Annotated in this window: 17 protein-coding genes; 8 read left to right on the forward strand and 9 right to left on the reverse strand. The window is 72.5% G+C overall.

The window, feature by feature from the left end; translation table 11 throughout:
- Positions 1 to 66 precede the first annotated feature (66 nt).
- The 3 genes from CFP66_RS00780 (at position 67) to CFP66_RS00790 (ending at position 1,991) form a co-directional block, all read left to right on the forward strand.
- Positions 67 to 366, forward strand: coding sequence for a GNAT family N-acetyltransferase (locus CFP66_RS00780; protein WP_094919825.1), 300 nt, complete (start codon positions 67 to 69; stop codon positions 364 to 366).
- Between the two features lie 34 nt (positions 367 to 400).
- Complete coding sequence (locus tag CFP66_RS00785; RefSeq protein ID WP_094919826.1) at positions 401 to 1,324, forward strand: DUF5996 family protein; 924 nt, start codon at positions 401 to 403, stop codon at positions 1,322 to 1,324.
- 61 nt (positions 1,325 to 1,385) lie between these two features.
- A complete protein-coding gene (locus CFP66_RS00790) occupies positions 1,386 to 1,991 on the forward strand; it encodes a flavodoxin family protein (protein WP_094919827.1) in 606 nt (201 codons plus the stop codon).
- A 19-nt stretch (positions 1,992 to 2,010) separates the two neighbouring features.
- On the opposite strand, the gene CFP66_RS00795 is transcribed toward CFP66_RS00790, so the two are convergent.
- Entirely contained in the window at positions 2,011 to 3,258 is a 1,248-nt protein-coding gene (locus CFP66_RS00795; protein ID WP_094919828.1) for a glutaminase, read from the reverse strand.
- A gap of 123 nt (positions 3,259 to 3,381) precedes the next feature.
- Between CFP66_RS00795 and CFP66_RS00800 the strand changes: the two genes are divergently transcribed.
- Positions 3,382 to 5,367, forward strand: coding sequence for a S9 family peptidase (locus CFP66_RS00800; RefSeq protein ID WP_233159031.1), 1,986 nt, complete (start codon positions 3,382 to 3,384; stop codon positions 5,365 to 5,367).
- Between the two features lie 82 nt (positions 5,368 to 5,449).
- Here CFP66_RS00800 and CFP66_RS47770 read toward each other — a convergent pair whose 3' ends face one another.
- The 6 genes from CFP66_RS47770 to CFP66_RS48925 form a co-directional block, all read right to left on the reverse strand.
- Entirely contained in the window at positions 5,450 to 5,803 is a 354-nt protein-coding gene (locus CFP66_RS47770) for a nuclear transport factor 2 family protein (protein ID WP_158227992.1), read from the reverse strand.
- A 137-nt stretch (positions 5,804 to 5,940) separates the two neighbouring features.
- Positions 5,941 to 6,132 carry a DUF4177 domain-containing protein gene (locus CFP66_RS00810; protein WP_094919831.1) on the reverse strand — a complete coding sequence of 64 codons (192 nt, stop codon included), beginning with the start codon at positions 6,130 to 6,132 and terminating at the stop codon, positions 5,941 to 5,943.
- Positions 6,133 to 6,231: 99 nt separating this feature from the next.
- A complete protein-coding gene (locus tag CFP66_RS00815; protein WP_094919832.1) occupies positions 6,232 to 7,131 on the reverse strand; it encodes an LLM class flavin-dependent oxidoreductase in 900 nt (299 codons plus the stop codon).
- Positions 7,128 to 9,350 carry an LLM class flavin-dependent oxidoreductase gene (locus CFP66_RS00820; protein ID WP_198961188.1) on the reverse strand — a complete coding sequence of 741 codons (2,223 nt, stop codon included), beginning with the start codon at positions 9,348 to 9,350 and terminating at the stop codon, positions 7,128 to 7,130. The genes CFP66_RS00815 and CFP66_RS00820 overlap by 4 nt, the downstream gene beginning before the upstream one ends.
- 445 nt (positions 9,351 to 9,795) lie before the next feature.
- Positions 9,796 to 12,885, reverse strand: coding sequence for an AAA family ATPase (locus tag CFP66_RS00825; protein ID WP_198961189.1), 3,090 nt, complete (start codon positions 12,883 to 12,885; stop codon positions 9,796 to 9,798).
- A gap of 31 nt (positions 12,886 to 12,916) precedes the next feature.
- Positions 12,917 to 13,237: a WhiB family transcriptional regulator gene (locus CFP66_RS48925; protein ID WP_094919834.1), complete on the reverse strand. Its 321-nt coding sequence runs from the start codon at positions 13,235 to 13,237 to the stop codon at positions 12,917 to 12,919.
- Between the two features lie 205 nt (positions 13,238 to 13,442).
- On the opposite strand from CFP66_RS48925, the gene CFP66_RS00835 reads away from it, so the two are divergent.
- From CFP66_RS00835 to CFP66_RS00850, 4 genes are all read left to right on the forward strand, one after another.
- A complete protein-coding gene (locus CFP66_RS00835) occupies positions 13,443 to 16,208 on the forward strand; it encodes a BREX system ATP-binding domain-containing protein (protein WP_233159033.1) in 2,766 nt (921 codons plus the stop codon).
- A gap of 244 nt (positions 16,209 to 16,452) precedes the next feature.
- Positions 16,453 to 17,568: an NAD(P)-dependent alcohol dehydrogenase gene (locus CFP66_RS00840; RefSeq protein WP_198961191.1), complete on the forward strand. Its 1,116-nt coding sequence runs from the start codon at positions 16,453 to 16,455 to the stop codon at positions 17,566 to 17,568.
- 24 nt (positions 17,569 to 17,592) lie between these two features.
- Positions 17,593 to 18,678 carry an MBL fold metallo-hydrolase gene (locus CFP66_RS00845; RefSeq protein ID WP_094919836.1) on the forward strand — a complete coding sequence of 362 codons (1,086 nt, stop codon included), beginning with the start codon at positions 17,593 to 17,595 and terminating at the stop codon, positions 18,676 to 18,678.
- A 45-nt stretch (positions 18,679 to 18,723) separates the two neighbouring features.
- Positions 18,724 to 19,569, forward strand: a complete 846-nt coding sequence (locus tag CFP66_RS00850; RefSeq protein WP_094919837.1) for an alpha/beta fold hydrolase — start codon at positions 18,724 to 18,726, stop codon at positions 19,567 to 19,569.
- 737 nt (positions 19,570 to 20,306) lie between these two features.
- Here CFP66_RS00850 and CFP66_RS00860 read toward each other — a convergent pair.
- Together CFP66_RS00860 and CFP66_RS00865 are read right to left on the reverse strand one after the other, a co-directional pair.
- The gene (locus CFP66_RS00860) at positions 20,307 to 20,669 is read right to left on the reverse strand and encodes a nuclear transport factor 2 family protein (protein ID WP_094919839.1); all 363 of its coding nucleotides are present in this window, start codon (positions 20,667 to 20,669) and stop codon (positions 20,307 to 20,309) included.
- A gap of 1 nt (position 20,670) precedes the next feature.
- Complete coding sequence (locus CFP66_RS00865; protein ID WP_094919840.1) at positions 20,671 to 20,982, reverse strand: hypothetical protein; 312 nt, start codon at positions 20,980 to 20,982, stop codon at positions 20,671 to 20,673.
- Between the last annotated feature and the right edge of the window lie 6 nt (positions 20,983 to 20,988).

Genomic DNA, 20,988 nt, shown 5'->3' on the forward strand with positions numbered 1-20,988 from the left:
ACCCGGACACGCCAACCCGGAGTACCGCTGATCGGGCGCGACAGCCGACTACCAGGAGGACGTCACATGATCGTCGTCACCGACAACCGCTCTGCGAACCGGTTCGAGGCTCGCGACGGTGAGGCCTTGGCCGGTTTCGCCCAGTACGCACGCACCTCGGAGCTTCTCGCCTTCGTGCACACCGAAGTCGATCCCGCCTTCGAAGGGCGTGGGGTCGGCTCATCGCTGGCCCGCGAAGGGATCGCATCGGCGCAGGCGGAAGGGCTCCGGGTGCTCGCGGTGTGTCCGTTCATCGCCGGCTGGCTGGCACGCCACCCCGAACTCGCCCATCTCGAGTACCGGGCCGCCAGCAAGGTCACGGACTGACGGCGCTCCTACCCCCACAAAGGACATGAGACCGATGACATCACTGTCGACGAGCTGGCCGAGCCTGCGGGTCTCGGACTGGACCGACACCCGCGACACCCTGCACATGTGGACCCAGATCGTGGGCAAGATCCGCATGGCCCGCGCGCCGCTGCTCAACCACTGGTGGCAGGTGACCCTGTACGTCAGCCCGCGCGGGCTGACGACATCGACCATCCCGCACCGCGCGGGAGCCTTCGAGATCGAGTTCGACTTCCTCGGCCACCAGCTCGAGATCCGCAGCAGCGACGGCGGCGCGCGCAGCCTCCCGCTCCGGCCGATGCCCGTCGCCGAGTTCTACACCCGGATCCTGGACATGCTGCACCAGCTCGGCATCGAGGCACCGATCCGGCCGCACCCCAACGAGGTCGACCCGGCGATCCCCTTCGCCGAGGACCACACCCACGCCTCCTACGACGGCGAGGCGGCCGCCCTGTTCTGGCGACAGCTGCTGCAGGCCAACCGGGTGATCGGTGAGTTCCGCTCGCACTTCGTCGGCAAGGTCAGCCCCGTGCACTTCTTCTGGGGAGGCCTGGACCTCGCCTGCACCCGCTTCTCCGGGCGGTCCGCTCCGCCGCACCCCGGCGGAGTGCCCAACTGCGGGGACTGGGTCATGGTCGAGGGCTACTCCCGGGAACTGTCCAGCTGCGGGTTCTGGCCCGGCGGCGGTGAGGAAGGCGCTTTCTACTCCTACGCCTACCCCGCACCCGACGGGTTCGCCGACCACCCGATCCGGCCTGAAGGCGCCTATTACAGCGCCGAGTTCCAGCAGTTCCTGCTGCCCTACGAGGTCGCCCGCGCCGCACCCGACCCCGACCGCGCGGTCGCCGAGTTCCTCCACACCACCTACGAAGCCGCCGCGGACCTCGGGAAATGGGACCGCCCCGCGCTGGAGGACGACCCCCGCCGGTGGGCGTGATCACGACGGCGACGGGCCCGCATCTCCACTCCACGCACGAGAACGCTCCTCAGGAGGAACTGTGAGCACCGTCAAGCTCGCGATCGTCTACTACTCCGCGACCGGCACCCTCGACACGATGGCGCAGCACGCCGCCGAAGCCGGCGAGAAGGCCGGCGCCGAGGTCCGTGTGCGCCGGGTCGCCCGCCGGACCACCACCGGTGAGCGCGACGCCACCGACGCCCAGGCCGCGCACGCCGAGGCTGCGCCGGAGACCCCGGGCGCCGAGCCCGACGACATCGTGTGGGCGAACGCCGTCCTGTTCGGCTCCCCCACCCGCTACGGCAACATCGCCGGGCAGCTGAAGACCTTCATCGACTCCCTCGGCCCGCAGTGGGGCCAGGGCCTGCTCGCCGACAAGGTCTACGCCGGGTTCACCGCCAGCCAGACGTTGCACGGCGGCCAGGAGTCGACGCTGCTCGCGCTGTACAACACGATGCACCACTTCGGCGGGATCGTCGTGGCGCCGGGCTACACCGACCCCACGAAGTTCGTCGACGGCAACCCCTACGGCGCCTCGCACGTCACCGGCGCGAACAACGACGCCCCACTGCGCGACACCGACATCGCCGCCCTGCACCACCTCGCCACCCGCGTCGTGACCGTCGCCGACCGGCTGGCGAGCTGAGCAGCCCTGGACCGTGGCATCAGCGTTCGGTGCGCACCACCGGGTACGTGCCGTCGCCGAGATCCGGATCGGGGAGGACGGTGTCGGGGTCGACGAGCGTGGTGGTGTGGCCGTCGACCGTCAGGCGGCGCAGTGCTTCGAGGACCATGCGGCGGCCGACGTCGCTGAACCGGTCGACGCGTGTGAGGTCCAGCGTCACCGTGGACGTGCTGATCGCATCGCCGGACAGACGGTCGAGGATCGCGTCGGCGCCGGGGAAGTGGATGGCTCCCTGGATCTCGTAGACGGTGGTGTCGCCCTCGACCGTGGCCCCGCGGACGGCGGTGTTCCCGTGGGGTTCGGCCTCCATCAGGTGCATCCCCATGTCGCGGGAGAGGCGTTCGCAGATCGCGACTCCACGCACGCTGTTCCCGTGCGTGTCCAGGCGGGGCGAGACCGTGCCGAGGCCGAGCTGGCCCGGCAGTGCGCCCATCAGGCCGCCGGCCACGCCGCTCTTGGCGGGGATGCCGACCCGGACCAGCCAGTCGCCTGCGGCGTCGTACATGCCGCAGCCGGCCATCACCGCCAGCGTCCGCCGCGCGACGGCGGCGGGAACGACCCGGTTGCCGGTGACGGGCTGGACGCCGGCGTTGGCCAGTGTGGCGCCCATGACGGCGAGGTCCCGGACGGTGACCCGCACCGCGCACTGTCGCGTGTAGCCGTCCACGACGGCGTGTGCGCTGTCGGAGACGACACCGTAGTTGCGCAGCATGTGCACGATCGCGAGGTTGCGGTCGGCGGTCTCGATCTCGGAGCGGTAGACCTCCTCGTCCACGGTCAGGACGCGGCCGGCGAGCTCGGAGAGGAACCCGACGATGCGGGTCACCCGGTCCTGGGCCGTCGCCCCGTCGCCGGCCAGGAGGTGGTGGACCGCGAGCGCACCGGCATTGATCATCGGGTTCTTCGGGCGGTGCGTGCCGCCTTCCAACGACAGTTCGTCGAACGCCTCACCGGAGGGCTCCACACCCACGGTCGCCTCGACGGCGTCGACGCCGCGGTCGATCAGCGCCGCCGCGTAGGCGAACGGTTTCGAGATCGACTGGATGGAGAACTCGACCCGGTCGTCGCCCACCGAGTAGGTCCGCCCGTTCGGGATCGTCAACGCGACGCCCAGGACGTCCGGGTCGGCGTCGGCGAGCTGCGGGATGTAGTCGGCCACGGCGCCGGCCCGGTCGTCGCGCAGGCTGTCGAGGATCTCGTGCAGGTAGTCGGGAACAGGGTTTCGCACGCGCGTCTCGTTCCTTTGCCATGTCGCGTCACGGTGACGCCGGAGCGTCGGATTTGAGTGTGCCCCGACGGCATGGTGTTGCATCGCTGTCGGAACGTGCAGCGGAATCGAGCGGGGTGCAGCGTGACCACGACCGGACGACCGAACGGCCAGCGACCGGCGCTGATCGACGTCGAGACCTTCTTCGCCGACCCGGAATTCGCGTCCGCGTCGATCTCCCCGGACGGTACCCGGGTGGCCTACCTGGCACCGCACGGCGGGAGGCGCAACGTCTGGGTGCGCGGCATCGACCAGGACCACTGCGACGCCGTCCCCGTCACGTCCGACAGCCGACGCGGGATCACCACCTACTACTGGACCGATGACCCCCGTTTCGTGCTCTACCTGCAGGACACCGACGGCAACGAGGACTGGCACCTGTACCGCGTCGACGTCGGGGCGCCGGGCTCCCCCGCCGTCGACCTGACGCCGCTGGCCGCCGGGTCCCGCGTGTTCGCCGTCGACCCGGAGACCACGGTGCCCGGCACCGTCATCGCCTGGATGAACCCCCGCCCGCTGTTCGTCGACGTGTTCCGGATCGACGTCGCCACCGGCGAGACCACGCCGCTGGTGGAGCGGACCGATCCGTCCGAGACGTTCCTCCTCGACCGGACCGGCCGTGCGAGCTGGTACGTGGCCCAGGACACCGACGGCACCTACGAGATCTCCGCCGCCGACCCCGACACCGGTGAGAAGCAGCTCCTGCACCGCGCAGGCGGCCCGGAACACCCGATGGGTGTGTTCGTGCTCCCGACCCCGGACGGCACCGGCGCGCTGATCGCCGACTACCAGGATGGGGACGACCTGCGGCTGCTGCGCATCGACCGCGGGACCGGCGAACAGACGGTGGTCGCCGCCGTGGACGGGCACAGCCTGGACACCCTCAGCGCAGCCTCCGACACCCTGCCGCCGACCGTCTTCGTCAGCCGGCGCACCGGCGAGGTCATCGCCGCCCGCTTCACCGGCGACCGCCCCCACATCGTGCCGCTCGACCCGCACTTCGCCGAGGTCCAGGCTGCGCTGGAGAAGCTCTCCGACGGCGTGCTGGACACCGTGACCTCCGACCTGGGCGAGCAGCGCTGGATCGCCTCCTTCGTCCACGACCGGGAGCCGGGCGCGACCTGGTTCTACGACCACGCCACCGGGGAGAGCCGCCCGCTGTTCCGCGGCAACCCGCGCGTCGATCCGGCGGACCTCGCGCCGATGACCGCGGTCGACCTGCCGGCCCGCGACGGCCTCCCGCTGCACGGGTTCCTGACCCTGCCCGTCGGCGTCGCGCCGGAGAACCTGCCGCTGGTGCTGCTGGTGCACGGCGGACCGTGGATGCACGACACCTGGGGACACAACCGGTCGGTCCAGTTCCTCGCCAACCGCGGCTACGCCGTGCTCCAGGTCAACTTCCGCGGCTCCACCGGGTACGGGCGCCGGCACATCACCGCGGCCATCGGTGAGTTCGCCCAGAAGATGCACGACGACCTCATCGACGCCGTCGACTGGGCCGTCGCGCACGGCTACGCCGACCCGGAGCGCCTCGCCATCGCCGGAGGCTCCTACGGCGGCTACGCCGCGCTCGTCGGCGTCACCGTCACCCCGGAGGAGTTCGCCGCGGCCGTCGACTACGTCGGCATCTCCGACCTGGCCAACTTCCTGGCCACGCTGCCCCCGTTCGTCCGCGCGAACATGACCAACAACTGGATCCGCTACGTCGGCGACCCCGACGACCCGGCGCAGCTGGCCGACATGCGGCGGCGCTCGCCGATCACCATGGTCGACCGGATCACCACACCGCTGCTCGTCGCGCAGGGCGCCAACGACGTCCGCGTCGTGCAGGCCGAGTCGGACAACATCGTCGCGCCGCTGCGCGAGCGCGGGGTGCCGGTGGAGTACCTCGTCGCCGACGACGAGGGCCACGGCTTCGAGAACCCGGAGAACCAGATCCTGCTGCACCGCGCCATCGAACGGCACCTCGCCGAGCACCTCGGCGGCCGCCGCAGTTCCTCGGGACAGCCCGGAGGAGCCGACACCATCGAAGGTGTCGCGACGGCGGGGCACGACGTGGGACGTCAATAACCCGGTCAGACCATCGGGTTGTCGCTGACGGTCTGATCCGCCTCGACGTAGGGCTGGACGACGTCCCAGAGCTCGGAGGACCTCACGGGCTGTCGATCAGCACGTACAGGCTCGTGATCTTGCCGTCCCGCACGACGAGCACGTCGCGGCCGGACGCGCTCGGCGCTCGACCCTCGACCCCGAGGGTCCAGCTGTACGTGACCAGATCCTGCGCCGTCTGAACCGGCCCTGAGCGGCTGATCACGGCGCCCGGGAGTTGCGCCTGGAGGGCGGTGATCGCCTCTGACATTCCGACGTGCCCCTTGTACGCGGCTCCTGGCTCGCCGACGAACACGTCCGACGCATAGAACTCCGCGATCAACTCGTCCCGGTCGCTGCCGGCCGGCCCGTTCCAGGCATTCAGATGCGCGGTGATGACACTCTCGACCGAATTCATTCCTTGCTCCTCCGACGTTCTGGTGCGTTCGGCTCTGCTGATCTTCTCGAGCTCGGGGAGGTACCACCGGAGGATCGATCGGAGCCGGTCGGCGCCCGGTCGGCGCCGGCCGGCCCTTCCGCGCACGGTGGGACCCCTCAGCCCACCGTCCGCTTCAGCACCACCCCGATCTCGATCGACTGCCCCGCCCCCACGCTGGGCACGATCGTCCCGACGGTCTCCCATCCCTGGGCCCCGAGCTCGTTGAGCTCCCGCTCCATGGCGGCGTAGTCGAAGCCCTTCCAGCCCCAGCCGAACTTGAGCACCTTGTGCTCGAACGTCGCGGTCATGTCGTGTTCCTCCGTGTGGACGGTCGAGTGACGTCAGATCAGGTGATCCGATCCGAGCGAACGCCATGCCGCTACGGCATGGTCAAGTTTCGGACCGGTTCAGCCCTTCCGCTCGGCGGCGACGAGCTCGCGGGCGCGCGGAGCGACCTCCCGGCCGAACAGCTCGAGCGCGCCCGGCTCGTCGGAGACGAGGACGAAACCGGACGTCCCGTGGGTCAGGGCGATGTCCGCGATCTGCTCGGCCCACTGCTCCGGCGGCCCGTCGAAGAGCCCGCCACCGGCGCCGACGAACTGTCCGCCGATGTTGAGGTAGCGGGTCACCGCGGCCGGGTCGCGGCCCGCCCCGGTGGCACCCTCGTCGATGTGCGCATTCATCGCCGTCAGCGACGCCGGCCCGTCGGGCAGGTACGTCAGTGACGGCAGCCACCCGTCGGCGAGCCGTCCGGTCAGCCGCAGCATCCGGGGCTTGAGCGCCCCGATCCGGATCGGGATCGGGTGGGCCGGGGCGGGGCCGCGTTTCGCGCCGTCGACCTGGTGGAACTCGCCGTCGACGCGCAGCCGGCCGGGCTCGTCGACCGCCCAGATCCCCCGCATGATCGCGATGGCCTCCTCGATCGCGCGGACGGCCTGGCCGGGTTCGAGCCGGGGCCCGCCCATGGCGGCGATGGCGTCCCAGAACGCGCCGGCGCCGAGGCCCATCTCGACGCGACCGCCGCTGAGCAGGTCCAGGCCCGCAGCGGCGCGGGCCAGCACCGCGGGCGGGCGCAGCGGCAGGTTGAGCACGTTGCCGCAGATCCGGATCCGCTCCGTGCGGGCGGCGACGAACGACATGAGCGTCCAGGTGTCGGTGAACGCCGCCTGGTACGGATGGTCCTGGTAGGTGACGAGGTCCAACCCGGCGCGTTCGGCGACGAGCGCGAGCTCGACGGGACGCATCGGGGGCTGTGCGACCGGCGTGACGAAGCAGCCGAAGGTCAGCTCGTGGCCGTAGTCGGTCATCGGGGACTCGCTTCCGGGGTGAGGGAGAAGTTGTCGTCGAAGACGCCGTCCGGGTCGTAGGTCGCCTTGAGCGCCCGCAGCCGGGCGAGGGTCCGCGGCGGCCAGGCCCGCTCGATCCGCTCCGGCGCCAGGCTCGTCTCGAAGCTGAGGTAGAGCCCGTCGAGGAACGGCGCGAGCAACGCCCACTGCGCGTCGACGGCGGCGGGATCGCTGCCCATGACGACGAGCGAGAAGTTCGACCTCCGGTGCGGGTAGGCCGTGGCGTCCGGGTCGACGTCGGCGACCGCACCGCCCACGGAACGCAGCTGGAACCAGTGCACGGCACCGCTGCGGAGCACCCGACTCGCGACGGCCGCGAACTCCGGCGTGAGGTGGTGGACGAGCCCGCTGCGGGAGACCGGCTCGCCGCGCGAGACCGGTGCGTCGTCGCTCGCGTTCGCCATGATGTCGGCGTAGGAGGTGATGGCCACCTCTTGCTCGTACATCGGGCTGAGCGCGGCCAGCGGCTGCAGCCTGGCGAGCACGGTGTCCGGGTCCGGTGAGTCGACGACGGTGCGGGTGAGCGCCACCGCGGGCTGTCTGGCGCGCGGCGGTGGCAGGATGAGGAAGCTGGTGAGGTCGCGCGGGGACTCCTCGACCACCCGGCCCCACTCCACCAGGTAGCGCGTGGTGTCCCGGACGATCTGGGTGAGCGCGGCCAACGCCACCGGGCCGACCGCGTCGGCGGAGAACTCGAACGCGGTCACGATCCCGAAGTTGGCCCCGGCACCGCGGACCGCCCAGAACAGGTCCGGGTTCTCCGCATCGCTGCACCGCACGACCGACCCGTCGGCGAGCACCAGCTCCACCGCTCGCAGCCGGTCGATCGTCAGTCCGTGGCCGCGGGCCAGGTAGCCGATGCCGCCGGCGGTGGCCAGCCCCCCGACGCCGACGCCGCCGTAGTCGCCCGAGCTGATCGCCCAGCCGTACGGGGCGAGGGCGTTCGCGACGTCGGTCCAGCGGGCTCCCGGTCCGATCCGGACCCGGCGCGACGTCTCGTCGAGCACCTCGATGGTGTTCATCGGCGACACGTCGACCACGATGCCGCCGTCGTTGGTGGAACGCCCGGACAGCCCGTGCCCCGCGCTGCGCCGGGACAGCGGCAGGTCGGGGTGCCGGCGGGCGAACGCCAGGGCGTCGACGACCTGTTCGGCGGTCGCCGCCCGCAGCACGATGGCCGGTGAACCGCCACGCAGGTATCCCCCGCGCAGACGCGCGTAGGCGAGGTCGCCGGGTTCGACGACCTCGGCCAGCCCGGCAGGGACGCCGTCGTAGTCGATGCCGGGGCTGCGCCGGGCGAGCGCCGCCGAGCGCCGCACGCGCACCCCGGCCGCGCCGTGCGAGAGCGTCGCATCGGCACCCGCCCGCACCGCCGGGACGATCTCGCGGGCGAACCGGGTCAAGGTCGCGGGATCGTCGGCGGCGAGGTCGAGCACGATCGTCCCCACCCCCTGGTCGAGGACGAGCTCCAGCAGCATGGCCGCCCAGCCGTCACCACTCACGGCGGGAACGGTCACCCACCGGCGGATCTCCCGAGGGTCGCGCCCGGCGTCCCGGGCGGCCGCGTCGACGAGGAGCCGGCCCGCGGTGAGGTCATCGGCGCCGGTCAGGGGCACCGACCACCCGTCGGCGCGGGTGCCCGCCAGCCGCGCCAGGTCCGGGTCGCGCGGGTCCGGGCCACTCACCGTGATCGGCACGTCGTGCGCGGGCGCCGCCTTCTGCGCCCCGGCGAGCCGGTGGCGCGGATCGTCGACGCGCGCGAGCCCGCGGTCGAGCACGTTCCACAGCTCGGCGACGACGTCGAGCGTCTCGGCCCCGTCGTGCCCGGGTTCCCCCACCGTGATCCCGAGCTCGACCCGGCCCCCGCTGAGGTGGTCGAGGCCTGCGGCCGCCCGGGCGAGCACCGCCGGGTTCCGCGCGGTGCCGTCGTGCCCGTCGGTGCCGATCCGGACCGTGCCGGTGACGGCGGCGATCCAGGACAGCAGCGTCCACGCCTCCGCTTCGGGGCGGTCCGGGCGATCGGGCACGACGACGAGGTCGAGCCCCAGCTCCTCGGCCGTGCGGGCGAGCCGGACCGTCGGCTCCGGGGCGGGTCCGACGGGTAGCCGGACACCGAACTCCAGGGCGTGCCCGTACTCCGGGCGAGGTGGACCGTCGCGGGTAGGACGGGCGTCTGTCACAGCGGGCCACACTCTCGTCATCCGGGCGGTGCAGCACCGCCCGGCGGGTACCGGGTCGCCGGGAACGCTACGAGCACCCCGTCCCGCGCGGATCCGGCATCCGATCGGTCACCGTCGGGTTCACCCACCGCCCAGGAGCGGCCTGAACAACTCGGACCTACTGCGCGACGCCCGGGCGGCGCCCTCGCCACGTCGGTGACCACAGAACGCCTTGATTGCCATGATCGCCATGACCCGGTTGCCTCTCGGGGGGGGTACGCATCGCTGGGGCCTCCGGTAGCGCCGCGAGTATCGGTTGTCCATTGCTGCGGCAACAGCAACCACCAACCGAAACCGCGGATCACCGCCGCCAGCCGCCCACCCGCCGACCGGCTGGTGTCCCTCGGCCCGATCGTCCGCCTTGCGATGACACCACCTGCACGCCGCTCGCTACGGCCGGAGTTGTTCAGGACCCTCCTGAGATCCGGAGGTCCCCCGCGAAGTCGATGCGGGCGAGCTCGGCGCGGGAGGTGATGCCCAGCTTGGGATAGACGTTGCCCAGGTGGTGGCCGACCGTGCGGTGGCTGATCAGCAGCTGTGCCGCGATGTCCCGGTTGGTGAGCCGGCCCGCGGCCAGCTGCGCCACCCGCAGCTCCTGCGCGGTCAACCCTGCGGCATTCGCCGGTCCGGACGCTCCGCGGGCGCGTGATCCCTCGCTCAGGGCGAGCTCGCGCAGCGCCCGCGCCCGCAGCGGTTCCGCACCGAGACGCTCGAAGACCTGGGCGGCACCGGTGAGGTGGCGCCCGGCCTCGGCCCGGCGGCGCGCCCGCCGCAACCACTCCCCGTAGAGCAACCGGGTGCGGGCATGCTCGAACGGATCGTCCGGTGCACCTGGCACCTCCAGTGCCGCCCGGTAGGACTCCTCCGCATCCGGTCCACTCCGGACGAGCGCGCGGATCCGGTGCGCCGCGGTACGGGCCCAGGTCGCGCCGGTGCGCCGCACCCAGCCGTCGATCATGGTGATCTGCGGCTCGACGACGTCGAGCCGGCCGACCTGCACCGCAGCCTCGACGGTGTCCGCGGCGGCGAGGAGCGCGCACGTGTGGTGGGCGGCGTCGTGGCCCGGCTCCGACAGGCACACGAGGTGGTCCAGTGCCTCCTGCGGGCGGCCGCCGAACAGAGCCGCCCGACCCCGGTGCCAGTACGCGTTCGCGCTCAGCGCCCGCACCCCGCGCGGGACCGAGGCCGCGAGTACCCGGGTCGTGAGATCGTCGACGGTGTGCTCGTCGCCGCGGGGGGCGGCCAGGGACGCCAGGACGAGCCGGCACTGCGTGGCCACGTTCTCCGTTCCGACCTCCTCGGCCAGCCCCAGTGCCTCGACGACTGCGTTCCCGGCGGCATCCCACCTGCCCGCGGTGACGTCGAGGACCGCGGTCTGGACGAGCAACGCCGCCAGCGCGGTGATCTCCTGGCGCCGCCGCAGCGCGGCGGTCTGCACGCGCAGCACGTCGTGCAGCCGGCCCTCGACACCCCAGCACTGCAACAGCGGGATCGGTGGCAGCAGGCCCCACGCACGCGTCCCCAACCGGTCCGCGAGATCGCCGACCGTCTCCGGGTCGACCGGGACGACCGGGTCGGTCGTGTCGTGGCAGGACCACCAGGAACGGAGCAGGGGCACCAGCCCGGACGGGGTGGGATCGCCGCGGGTGTCCACGGCCGACAGCCGCTCCAGCGCCTCCTGCTGGAGGTCGTCCCGCCCCGCCGACCACGCGGAGCGGACCGCCATCGAACCCATTTCCATGGCCTCGCGGGGATCCTCGACGACGGCCATGTCGGAGGTCAGGTAGTGATGGGCACGCTCCGGAACGCCGTGGGCGAACTCGAGGAACCCGCGCAGCCCGTGGCTCAGGCGGGCGACGTGGCGCTCGCCGACCAGGTGCTCGGCGTCGTCGAGCAGCTGCCGGGCCGCCGCGGAGTACCCCACGGTCCATGCCGCACGGGCGGCGGCCGCGAGCCGGCGTGCCGCGTCGCCCTCGTCCGGGGACAGCTCGGCGGCCCGCCGCAGCGTGCGGACCGCCGTCGGCCCGCCGCTGCGCCGCAGCGACTGCACCGCAGCCTGCTCGAGCAGCGCGGCGACGTCCTCGTCGGCCGAATCGGCCGCGGTGGCCAGGTGCCAGGCCCGTTCCGCGGTGGCGTCGCTCGGCAGGGCGGCGGCCAGCGCCCGGTGTGCGGCCTGCCGCTGCGCGAAGGGCGTGCCGTCGTAGACGGCCGCCGGGATCAACGGGTGCCGGAACGCCAGCCGGGGCCCCGCAGCGCGGACCAGACCGGATCGCAGGAGCTCCTCCCAGGTCGACGTGTCCACGCCCCAGCCGGCCCCCGCACGGTGCACCACGTGCCGGTCGCCCCGCTCCTCGGCTGCGGCCAGCAGCAGCAGCGCACGGGCCGGCGCCGTCATGGCCGCGGCCCGGGCGACGAACGCCCGCCGCAGCCGCGGCCCGACCGTCATCAGGTCGCCGGGCCGTCCGGGCACCGGGTCGGCGTCGAGTTCGTGGTCGATCGTGGCGAGCTCGTGCAGGGCCAGCGGGTTCCCGCCGGCCGCCCGCACCGTGCGCTCGACCAGGTCCTCGGTCGCTGCGGGCACGGCGGCGGCGACGAGCCTGCGGGCGTCGTCCTCGGCCAGGCCCACGACCTCCCGTGCCCGCAGCCCCTCCCACGGCCCGGAATGCGGATCCTCGTGTCCGGTGAGGAGCACCGCGACCGGATCGGCACCGATCCGGCGCGCGAGGAAGCCCAGGCAGTGCGCCGTCGCCTCGTCCACCCACTGGGCGTCGTCCACCGCGACGAGCACCGGGCGTTCCCGGGCCAAGTCGCAGACCAACGACAGCACGGCCGCGCCGACGAGGAACCGGTTGGTCTCGTCCCGGCTCAGCCCCAGCGCGCCGCGCAGCGCAGCGGCCTGCGGGGCGGCGAGCGTGTCCAACCGGTCCATCACCGGCCAGAGCAGCTCGTGCAGGGCGGCGAACGCGATCCCCGCCTCCATCCGGGTGCCCCGGCAGCGCAGCACTGTGACGTCGGCGGCGGTGTCGACGGCGTACTCGAGCAGGGCCGTCTTGCCGATGCCCGGCTCACCCCACAGCACGAGCCCGGACCCCGCGCCATCGGACGCGCCGGCCAGCACCCGGTCGAGCTCCGCGATCTCCACGCCCCGCCCGAACAGCTCCGTGCCCGACCCCCGGGTCTCGCGCCCGGTGCGAGTCGAGAACGTCGTCGAGGCTGTCGGTCCCCGCCGTGGCAGGCGCCGGGTCGACACGAACAGCTGGTCGTCCGGGTCCTGGAACACGTTGCCGACGCGCTTGCCGGCCGTTGTGGCAGTCCTGCCAGGTGACCGCCGCGTGCCGGTGAGCGGGTGGCCGTGGATGAGCAGGACGGGCCGGCCCGCGCCCTGGTCCTCGTGGTCGAGCTCGATCAGCGTGCTGTTGTCGTTCCCGACGATCTCGTTCCCGACGATCTCGTGGTGGGTGGCGTCGTCGGTGAGTTCGGGGGTGCTCCAGGCCACAGCTGTTCCTTCCGGGTGTCGTCGGCGCGGGTCAGGGGTGCGCCGGCCGGCGCCGGCGGTCGGCCTCCGACAGCCCGCCCCACACGCCGTGCAGCTCCCCGTGGACCAGGGCGTACGCCGCGCACGGCCGGCGGACCGGGCACGCGGCGCAGATCGCCTTCGCGACCCGCTCGCGGCGGTGCCGTTGCGGGAGGCGCTCGTCGTCGGTGGGGAAGAACATCGCGGTGTCGATCCCCGTGCACAGCGCCTGCCGGCGCCACGGCTGCGAGAGCTCCGGGGTGATCCGCCAGTCGGCGTACCGCCCGGCCCGGCCGGTACGCACGACGATGCTGGTGGGCTCGCTGCTGCTCATGGCAGTCGCTCTCTCTCCGGTCGCTGTGCTGTCGGGTCTCAGACTCCCGAAGACGGCGCCCCGGTCGCGTCGGTGGAAGTCCCTGATCCCGTCACCGAGCACGGCACAGCACGGCACGGCACAGGACGGCACAGGGAGGCGGGCTTCCCGAGGACCCGGTCTCCCTCGCGGGGTTCGCATCGGTGAGAATCACCTAATCGACACCGTGCCGGCGCCCAGCAACGACCAGACGTTGCTGGTGGGGCGGCGCGTCGAGCACGAGGCGGTCGAACGCCTGCTCGCCCGGACCCAGGCGGGCGAGAGCGGCGTACTGGTGGTGCGCGGTGAGGCCGGCATCGGCAAGACCGCCCTGTTGCAGCACGTCCGGGCGTCGGCCGTCGCGGCCGGGTTCCGGGTCCAGGACGCGGCCGGGGTGGAGTCGGAGGCGGCGTTCGCGTTCGCGGGCCTGCACCAGTTGTGCGCACCGTTGCTGGCGCGGGCGGCGGCGCTGCCCGAGCCGCAGCAGGCCGCTCTCGGGGTGGCGTTCGGGATGCGCCAGGGTGCTGCGCCGGACCGGTTCCTGGTCGGGTTGGCCGTGCTGAGCCTGCTGGCCGAGGTGGCCGAGGACGGGCCGTTGCTGTGCGTCGTGGATGACACGCAGTGGCTGGACCAGGCGTCCGCGCAGGTCCTGGCGTTCGTGGCCCGGCGGGTGGCGGTCGAACGGGTGGTGATGGTGTTCGCGCTGCGCGACACCGGTGTGCCCGACGTCGAGGCGTTCACCGGATTGCCGGAGCTGCACCTGGAAGGGCTGGCGGTGTCCGACGCCCGGACGGTGCTGGCCACCGCGGTCCGCGCACCGCTGGACGACGATGTGCGCGACCGGATCGTGGCGGAGGCGCGCGGCAATCCGCTGGCGCTGTTGGAGCTACCCCGGGGTGCGCCGACGGTGCGGCTGGCGGGCGGGTTCGAGCTACCCGACGTGGTGAGCGTTCCGCACCGGGTCGAGGAGGGTTTCCGGCGCCGCGCCGGCAGCCTGCCCCCCGATTCGCAGCTGCTGCTGGTGGTCGCCGCGGCCGAGCAGACCGGCGATGCGGCGCTGCTGTGGCGCGCGGCCGCGGAGCTGGGGATCGCCCCGGAGGCGGCCGCGCCGGCGGAGGCCGCCGGGCTGCTGGAACTCGACACCCGGGTGCGGTTCCGGCACCCGCTCGTGCGCTCGGCGGTATACCAGGCGGCCACCCCGCCCGACCAGCGCCGAGCGCACGGCGCGCTGGCCGCCGTCACCGACCCGCAGGCCGACCCCGACCGGCGCGCCTGGCACCGCGCCCAGGCGGTAGTGGGCACCGACGAGGAGGCCGCGGCGGAGCTGGAGCGCTCAGCCGGGCGGGCCCGCGCCCGCGGCGGACTGGCCGCCGCGGCGGCGTTCCTCCAGCGCGCCGCCCAGCTGACCCCCGCGCCGGCCGTCCGGTCGGGTCGGGCTCTCGAGGCTGCGCACGCCAAGCACGCGGCCGGTGCGTCCGAGGCCGCCCTGGAACTGCTGACGGTCGCGGCGACCGGGCCGCTGGACGCCGTGTCGCAGGCCCGCCTCGAGCTGCTGCGCGCCCAGATCGCGTTCCACCGGGCGAGAGGCGGCGAGGGGCCGCGGATGCTGCTGGATGCCGCCAGGAGCCTCGCCCCGCTGGCCCCGGCGCTGTCCCGCGAGACCTACCTGGACGCGCTCGATGCAGCGATCGTCACCGGCGGGCTCGGTCCCGGTGAGGGCGTGCGAGCGGTGGCCGAAGCCGCCCGGGCCGCGCCACCACCACCGGAGCCACCGAGGCCGGCGGATCTGTTGCTCGATGGCCTGGTGACGACGTTCACGCAGGGCTACGCGGCAGGCGTACCCGGGCTGCGGCGGGCGTTGGACGCCTTCGCCGACTGCGAGCGAGACGCTCGTGCCGTGAACGACGGCGACGACCGCCGCTGGCTGTGGCTGGCCGGCCGAACCGCGATGTCGGTCTTCGACGACGAGATGGTCCACGCGCTGGCCGCCAGTCATGTCCGGCTGGCCCGTGAGGCCGGTGCGCTGGCCACGCTCCCGGCAGCACTCCTCGTCCAGTCCGTCATGCTGGTGCTCTCCGGTGAGTTCTCCCGGGCCGCCGAGCAGACCGCGATCGCAGCCGCGACCAGAACCGTGCCCTTGCTCCACGCCCAGCTCATCCTGGCCGCCTGGCGCGGTCGCGTGGAAGAGAGCAGCGAGATCCACGCGACCATGGTCCGGGAAGCCGCCGGACGTGGGCGCGGCACCGAGGACTCCCTGGCGCAGTATGCGATGGCGGTGCTGCACAACGGTCTGGGCGACTTCCCGGCGGCTCAGGCCGCTGCGACGCGGGCTTTCGAGTCCGACGAGCTGACCCACAGCAACCTGGCCCACTCCGAGCTCGTCGAAGCGGCATGCCGCACCGGCCAACCGGAGCGCGCGGCCGATGCGCTGGAGCAGCTCAGCTCACGGGCACTGGCCAGCGGCACCCCGTGGGGGCTCGGGCTGGCCGCGCGCTCACGGGCACTGGCCGGCACCGGCCCGGACGCCGAGGAGCACTACCGCGAGGCGATCGAGCGGCTCCGCGAATGCCGGATGGCCACCCAACTGGCCCGCGCACATCTCGTCTACGGCGAGTGGCTACGCCGCCAGGGCCGTCGCCAGGCCGCCCGCCAGCAGCTGCGCACCGCCCACCAGCAGCTGTCGGACATGGGCGCGGAAGCGTTCGCCGCCCGCGCGGCCCGCGAGCTACGCGCCACCGGCGAGCACCCGCGCAGTCGGTCCGCCCAGCCCTCGGATGCGCTCACCGCGCAGGAGCTGACGATCGCCCGGCTGGTGGCCACCGGGGCGACCTCCCGCGAGGTCGGCGCCCAGCTGTTCCTCAGTCCGCGCACGGTCGAGGCGCACCTGCGCAGCATCTTCCGCAAGCTCGACATCAGCTCCCGCCGGCAGCTGCGGGACCTGCGGCTCCCCTGACCAGCATGCCCGTCGAGAGGTTCCACGTGAGTTGAACCGTTGCTGATCCTCCAGCAGGAAATCGGGGCCTCCGGCCCGGAACAGCTGCTGCACGATCAGCAACGGCGGCGTCACGCTGCCAGTCGCCGCATGTTCGCGACCGATCGACCAACCGATCCGGTGGGGCCGGGGCGCGGCAAGACTTCGGTCGGCCGCTCGGACGTCGTCGCGGCTGAGTCCCGATCGTCGCCACCCAGGAGTCGCCGTGTCCCGTGTGCGCCACCCGGCCCGCGCCGCAGTTCTCGAAGAGAAGGACGGCCCGTTCGTCTGGCAGGACATCGAGATCGACGACCCCCGGCCCGACGAGGTGCTGGTCCGCATGGTCGCGACCGGCATCTGCGCCACTGATGCCCACGTCCGCCGGCAGCAGATGCCGGTCCCGCTCCCGGTCGTCCTCGGTCACGAGGGCGCCGGCGTCGTGGAGCGGGTCGGCTCGGTGGTCGCCGGCCTCGAACCGGGCGACCACGTGGTCCTGAGCTACCACTCCTGCGGCCGGTGCCCGTCGTGCGTCTCCGCCCACCCCGCCTACTGCGACCTGGCCCAGGAGGCGAATTTCGCCGCCGCCCGGCTGGACGGCACCCAGGGGCTGCACCGCACGGGAGCGCAGCTGCACGGCCACTTCTTCGGCCAGTCGTCGTTCGCCACCCACGCGCTGGCCCACCAGCGGAACACCGTGAAGATCCCGACGGACATCCCGCTGGAGCTCGCCGCCCCGCTCGGGTGCGGCCTGCAGACCGGCGCGGGCACCGTGCTCCAGGCCTTCTCGGCGTCGCCGGGCATGTCGATCGGGGTCATCGGGGTCGGCGCCGTGGGCCTGGCCGCGGTCATGGCGGGCAACGTGGTCGGGGCCCGGGCCGTGGTGGCCGTCGACGTGGACGCGGCCCGCCTCGACCTCGCCGGCGATCTCGGCGCGACGCACGTGATCGACGTCCGGGAGACCGCGGACCTGGCCGCGGCGCTGCGGGGCGTCACCGGGCGTGGCCTGGACATCGTGCTCGAGACCAGCGGCCGGGCGGAGAACCTGACCGCGGCCGTCGACTCGCTGGCCCCGAGGGGACGGATGGGGATCGTGACGTTCGAGCAGGGCGCCGGCGGCGAGGTCACCTCACCGCAGCTCGCACTCGGGCGCTCGGTGCACGGCATCGTCCAGGGCGACGCCGTCTCGCCGCTGTTCCTCACCACGCTGGTCGACCTCTGGCGAGCCGGACGCTTCCCCGTCGACCGGCTCGTCACCTCCTACGACTCCGGCGACATCAACCTGGCGTTCGACGACGCCGCAGCCGGACGCGCGGTCAAGGCCGTGCTCCGGTTCTCCTGCTGACCCCCTCGGAAGGGGCTCGCAACCATGCCCGACAAGACCCAACGGCCGATCGTGGCCACAGACGAACCCGGCTTCTTCGGGATCGACAACTACGGCTTCCCGGCCAACCTCGACGACCCGCTCGACCCACCGGAGTACTACCCGCCCTACCTCGACACCGAGCACTTCCGGGCCTACCGCTACCACGTCGAGGAGCTGCGGGACGGCTTCCACTGGGTCACGAGCGCGGGCTACGACGCCGCGTTCGTGGTCACCGCGAACGGGGTGATCGCGATCGACGCCCCGCCGACGATCGGCGAGAACATGGTCGCGGCGATCGAGAGCGTCACCGACAAGCCGGTGACCCACCTGATCTACAGCCACTGGCACACCGACCACATCGGAGCGGCCCCGGTCTACGGGCCGGACGTGGAGATCATCGCGCACGAGATCACCAAGGAGCTCCTCGAACGGTTCCCCGACCCGAACCGCCCGCTGCCCACGGTGACCTTCCGCGACACCTACACGCTCACGGTCGGCGGCGTGACCCTGGAGCTGGCGTACAAAGGCGAGAACCACTGCCCGGGCAACATCTTCATCCACGCCCCCGCCCAGCGTGTGCTCACCGTCATCGACATCGTCAGCCCGGGCAGCGCCACGTTCATGCACTGCGACGCCTCGCAGAACATCTGGGCCTGGTACGAGTCCCACGCCCAGCTCCTCGAGTACGACTTCGACTTCTACGTCGGCGGCCACCACATGCACTACGGCACCTACGAGCAGGTGAAGACCAGTGTCGAGTACTTCGCCGACATCCACGAGGGCGCCACGGCCGCGGTGGCACGGTTCAGCCGCTCGGACCGGCTCGACGAGATCCTGACCGCGACCGGCCCCGGCCGGGTCTGGGTCGGCACCGAGAACGCGATCAACTCGATGGTCAACTACACGGTCAAGCACGTCCTGGAGAAGGAGACGAGCGACGGCCGGCTCTGGTCCGACCGGCTCGCCGGGGTGATCAGCCAGACCAAGTACCACGCCTACACCGTCGTCGAGGCCATCCGCCTGGAGCGGCCGCGGCCACAGGCAGGCTACCGGCTGCGCGGGGCGAACCCGCCGCCGTTCATCGCCTGACACCCGACTCCCACTGAAGACCCCTCTGATCGGAGAGAACCCACCATGTCCGAGCTCAACATCGGTACCGAGAACGGCAGCCCCGTCGAGCTGCACTACACCGACCAGGGCACCGGCGCCCCGGTCGTGTTGATCCACGGCTGGCCGCTGTCCGGCCGGTCCTGGGAGAAGCAGGTCCCGGCCCTGGTCGAGGCCGGCCACCGCGTCCTCACCTACGACCGACGCGGCTTCGGCCAGTCCTCCCAGCCCTGGGACGGCTACGACTACGACACCTTCGCCGACGACCTGCACGCCCTGCTCGTCCACCTCGACCTGCGCGAGGTCACGCTCGTCGGGTTCTCGATGGGCGGCGGCGAGGCCGTGCGCTACATCGGCAGGTACGGCACCGGCCGGATCGCGAAGGTCGTGCTCGCCGCAGCCGTCCCGCCCTACCTGTACAAGTCGGACGACAACCCCGACGGCGGCCTCGACGAGGCCACCATCGAACAGTTCCGAGCGGGCGTGACCGGAGATCGGATCGCCTTCCTCGACGGGTTCTTGACCAACTTCTTCGCCTCCGGCGACCGGACCGACCTGATCAGCGAGCCGAACCGCCTCCACCACCGCGCGATCGCCGAGTTCGCCTCACCGAAGGGCACCCTGGACTGCATCACCGCGTTCGCGCGCACCGACTTCCGCGACGACCTGCGGAAGGTCTCCGACGCAGCCATCCCGACCCTGGTCATCCACGGTGACGTCGACGCCGTCGTCCCGTTCGAGGTCTCCGGCAAGCGCGCTCACGAGTCCGTCAAGGGCGCCGAGCTGGCGCTGATCGAGGGCGGCCCGCACGGGCTCAACACCACCCACGCCGAGGAGTTCAACCGCGCGCTGATCACGTTCCTCGCGCGCTGAGCGGCACCGGCACAGCCGCGCTCCACGCCTCGCGGGAGGCCGGACCCGCGGAGCACGAGCAGGACTCGCGGTCGGGGTGACCATCTGCGGCTGCACACCCAGTGGGTACTCGCCCCCGCCCATCCGCCGCAGCGGCCGGGCGACCCCGGTCGCGCGGTCGGTGCCGGAGATGACGACCGTCCCGTCCTCGTCGGTGGCGATCCGGAACGCGGGGCGGCCCTGCCGGTCGAGCAGGGTCTCGGCCAGCGGATCGGGCTCCTCGTGGTGGAGGACGACCTCGCCGGTGGCGACGTCGACGCGGAAGACGTCGATGCGATCGACTCGCGGGTTCCTCCAGGCCGGCACGCTGCCGGGCACCGACGGCAGCGGCTCGACGGCGAACACCCGCGAACCCGCTCCCATCGGGGTCAGGTCGACGGCCGGCTCCGGGATGTCCCCCACCCTCCCGTCCAGGTCGACGCGGTGCAGGTGCCAGTCCTCGTTGCCGTCGGTGTCCTGGGCGGGTGTCGTGCGTGACCGGGACGGCGTCGTCGTGAGTCTGGTCCACGCCGCGGACCCAGATGTTGCGCCGCCCCCGGTGCAGCGTGAGGTAGGCGATCCGGGTGCCGTCCGGCGAGATCGTGGGCACGATGAACGCCGGCTCGGCGAAGACCTCGTCACGCACCCCGTCTCCCGCGACGCACCCCGTCGATGGGCAGCGCGAGCCGAGAACGGGTGCGCGAGCGAACGTGGCTCGCTCAGACCATCGGGTTGCCGCTGACCGTCCGATCCGCCTCGACGTAGGGCTGGACGACGTCCCAGTGCTCGACGATGCGGCCGTTCTCGAAGCGGAAGATGTCGACGATCGCCGCGTCACCGTCTGGGATCCAGCCGCTGACCCGGCTGTGCGCGATGACGTGATCGCCGTCCTCGAACACGCGCTCGGGAGCCCAGCGGAAGCCCTCCAGGGTCGGCACGGCGGCGCGCAATCCGTCCAACCCGCTGGGCAGGTTGGGGCTGTGCTGGATGTAGGGCTCGGCCCAGTACCGGTCCAGCGCCGTCACGTCCTTGTCGTGGAAGAGCTCGCGCATGGCCGTGAGCAGGGTGTCCTTGTTCGACATCTCAGATCTCCTTGATCGTTCCGGTCAACCGGTGGAGCCGTCCGTCGAGCGTCACGATCGACTGCAGCGTCGAGGCGGCCAGATCCTCGACGTGGACGACGGTCGCGCCGTCGGCCTCTTGCCAGGAGACGAGGTACACCTGCGGTCGGATCTCCACGATCTCGACGTCGACCGTCTCGGTGTGACCGTCGGCCGTCATCCCGGCCCCGCTGGTCACCACGAAGGTCATCCGCGTGGCGGACTCGTAGGTGCAGCGCACCTGCAGCGGGCCGAGGTCCGCTGCGAAGGTCTTGCCGACGAGCTGTGCTGCCATGACCCG

This window comes from Pseudonocardia sp. MH-G8 (assembly GCF_002262885.1).
Classification (GTDB): domain Bacteria; phylum Actinomycetota; class Actinomycetes; order Mycobacteriales; family Pseudonocardiaceae; genus Pseudonocardia.

What these genes read in the sequence shown, in the direction of transcription:
- CFP66_RS00780 (WP_094919825.1), top strand. Translation starts at nt 67, where the DNA reads ATGATCGTCGTCACCGACAACCGCTCTGCGAACCGGTTCGAGGCTCGC.
- CFP66_RS00785 (WP_094919826.1), top strand. Translation starts at nt 401, where the DNA reads ATGACATCACTGTCGACGAGCTGGCCGAGCCTGCGGGTCTCGGACTGG.
- CFP66_RS47770 (WP_158227992.1), bottom strand. Translation starts at nt 5,803, where the DNA reads ATGAATTCGGTCGAGAGTGTCATCACCGCGCATCTGAATGCCTGGAAC.
- CFP66_RS00810 (WP_094919831.1), bottom strand. Translation starts at nt 6,132, where the DNA reads ATGACCGCGACGTTCGAGCACAAGGTGCTCAAGTTCGGCTGGGGCTGG.
- CFP66_RS00815 (WP_094919832.1), bottom strand. Translation starts at nt 7,131, where the DNA reads ATGACCGACTACGGCCACGAGCTGACCTTCGGCTGCTTCGTCACGCCG.
- CFP66_RS48925 (WP_094919834.1), bottom strand. Translation starts at nt 13,237, where the DNA reads ATGAGCAGCAGCGAGCCCACCAGCATCGTCGTGCGTACCGGCCGGGCC.
- CFP66_RS00845 (WP_094919836.1), top strand. Translation starts at nt 17,593, where the DNA reads ATGCCCGACAAGACCCAACGGCCGATCGTGGCCACAGACGAACCCGGC.
- CFP66_RS00850 (WP_094919837.1), top strand. Translation starts at nt 18,724, where the DNA reads ATGTCCGAGCTCAACATCGGTACCGAGAACGGCAGCCCCGTCGAGCTG.
- CFP66_RS00860 (WP_094919839.1), bottom strand. Translation starts at nt 20,669, where the DNA reads ATGTCGAACAAGGACACCCTGCTCACGGCCATGCGCGAGCTCTTCCAC.
- CFP66_RS00865 (WP_094919840.1), bottom strand. Translation starts at nt 20,982, where the DNA reads ATGGCAGCACAGCTCGTCGGCAAGACCTTCGCAGCGGACCTCGGCCCG.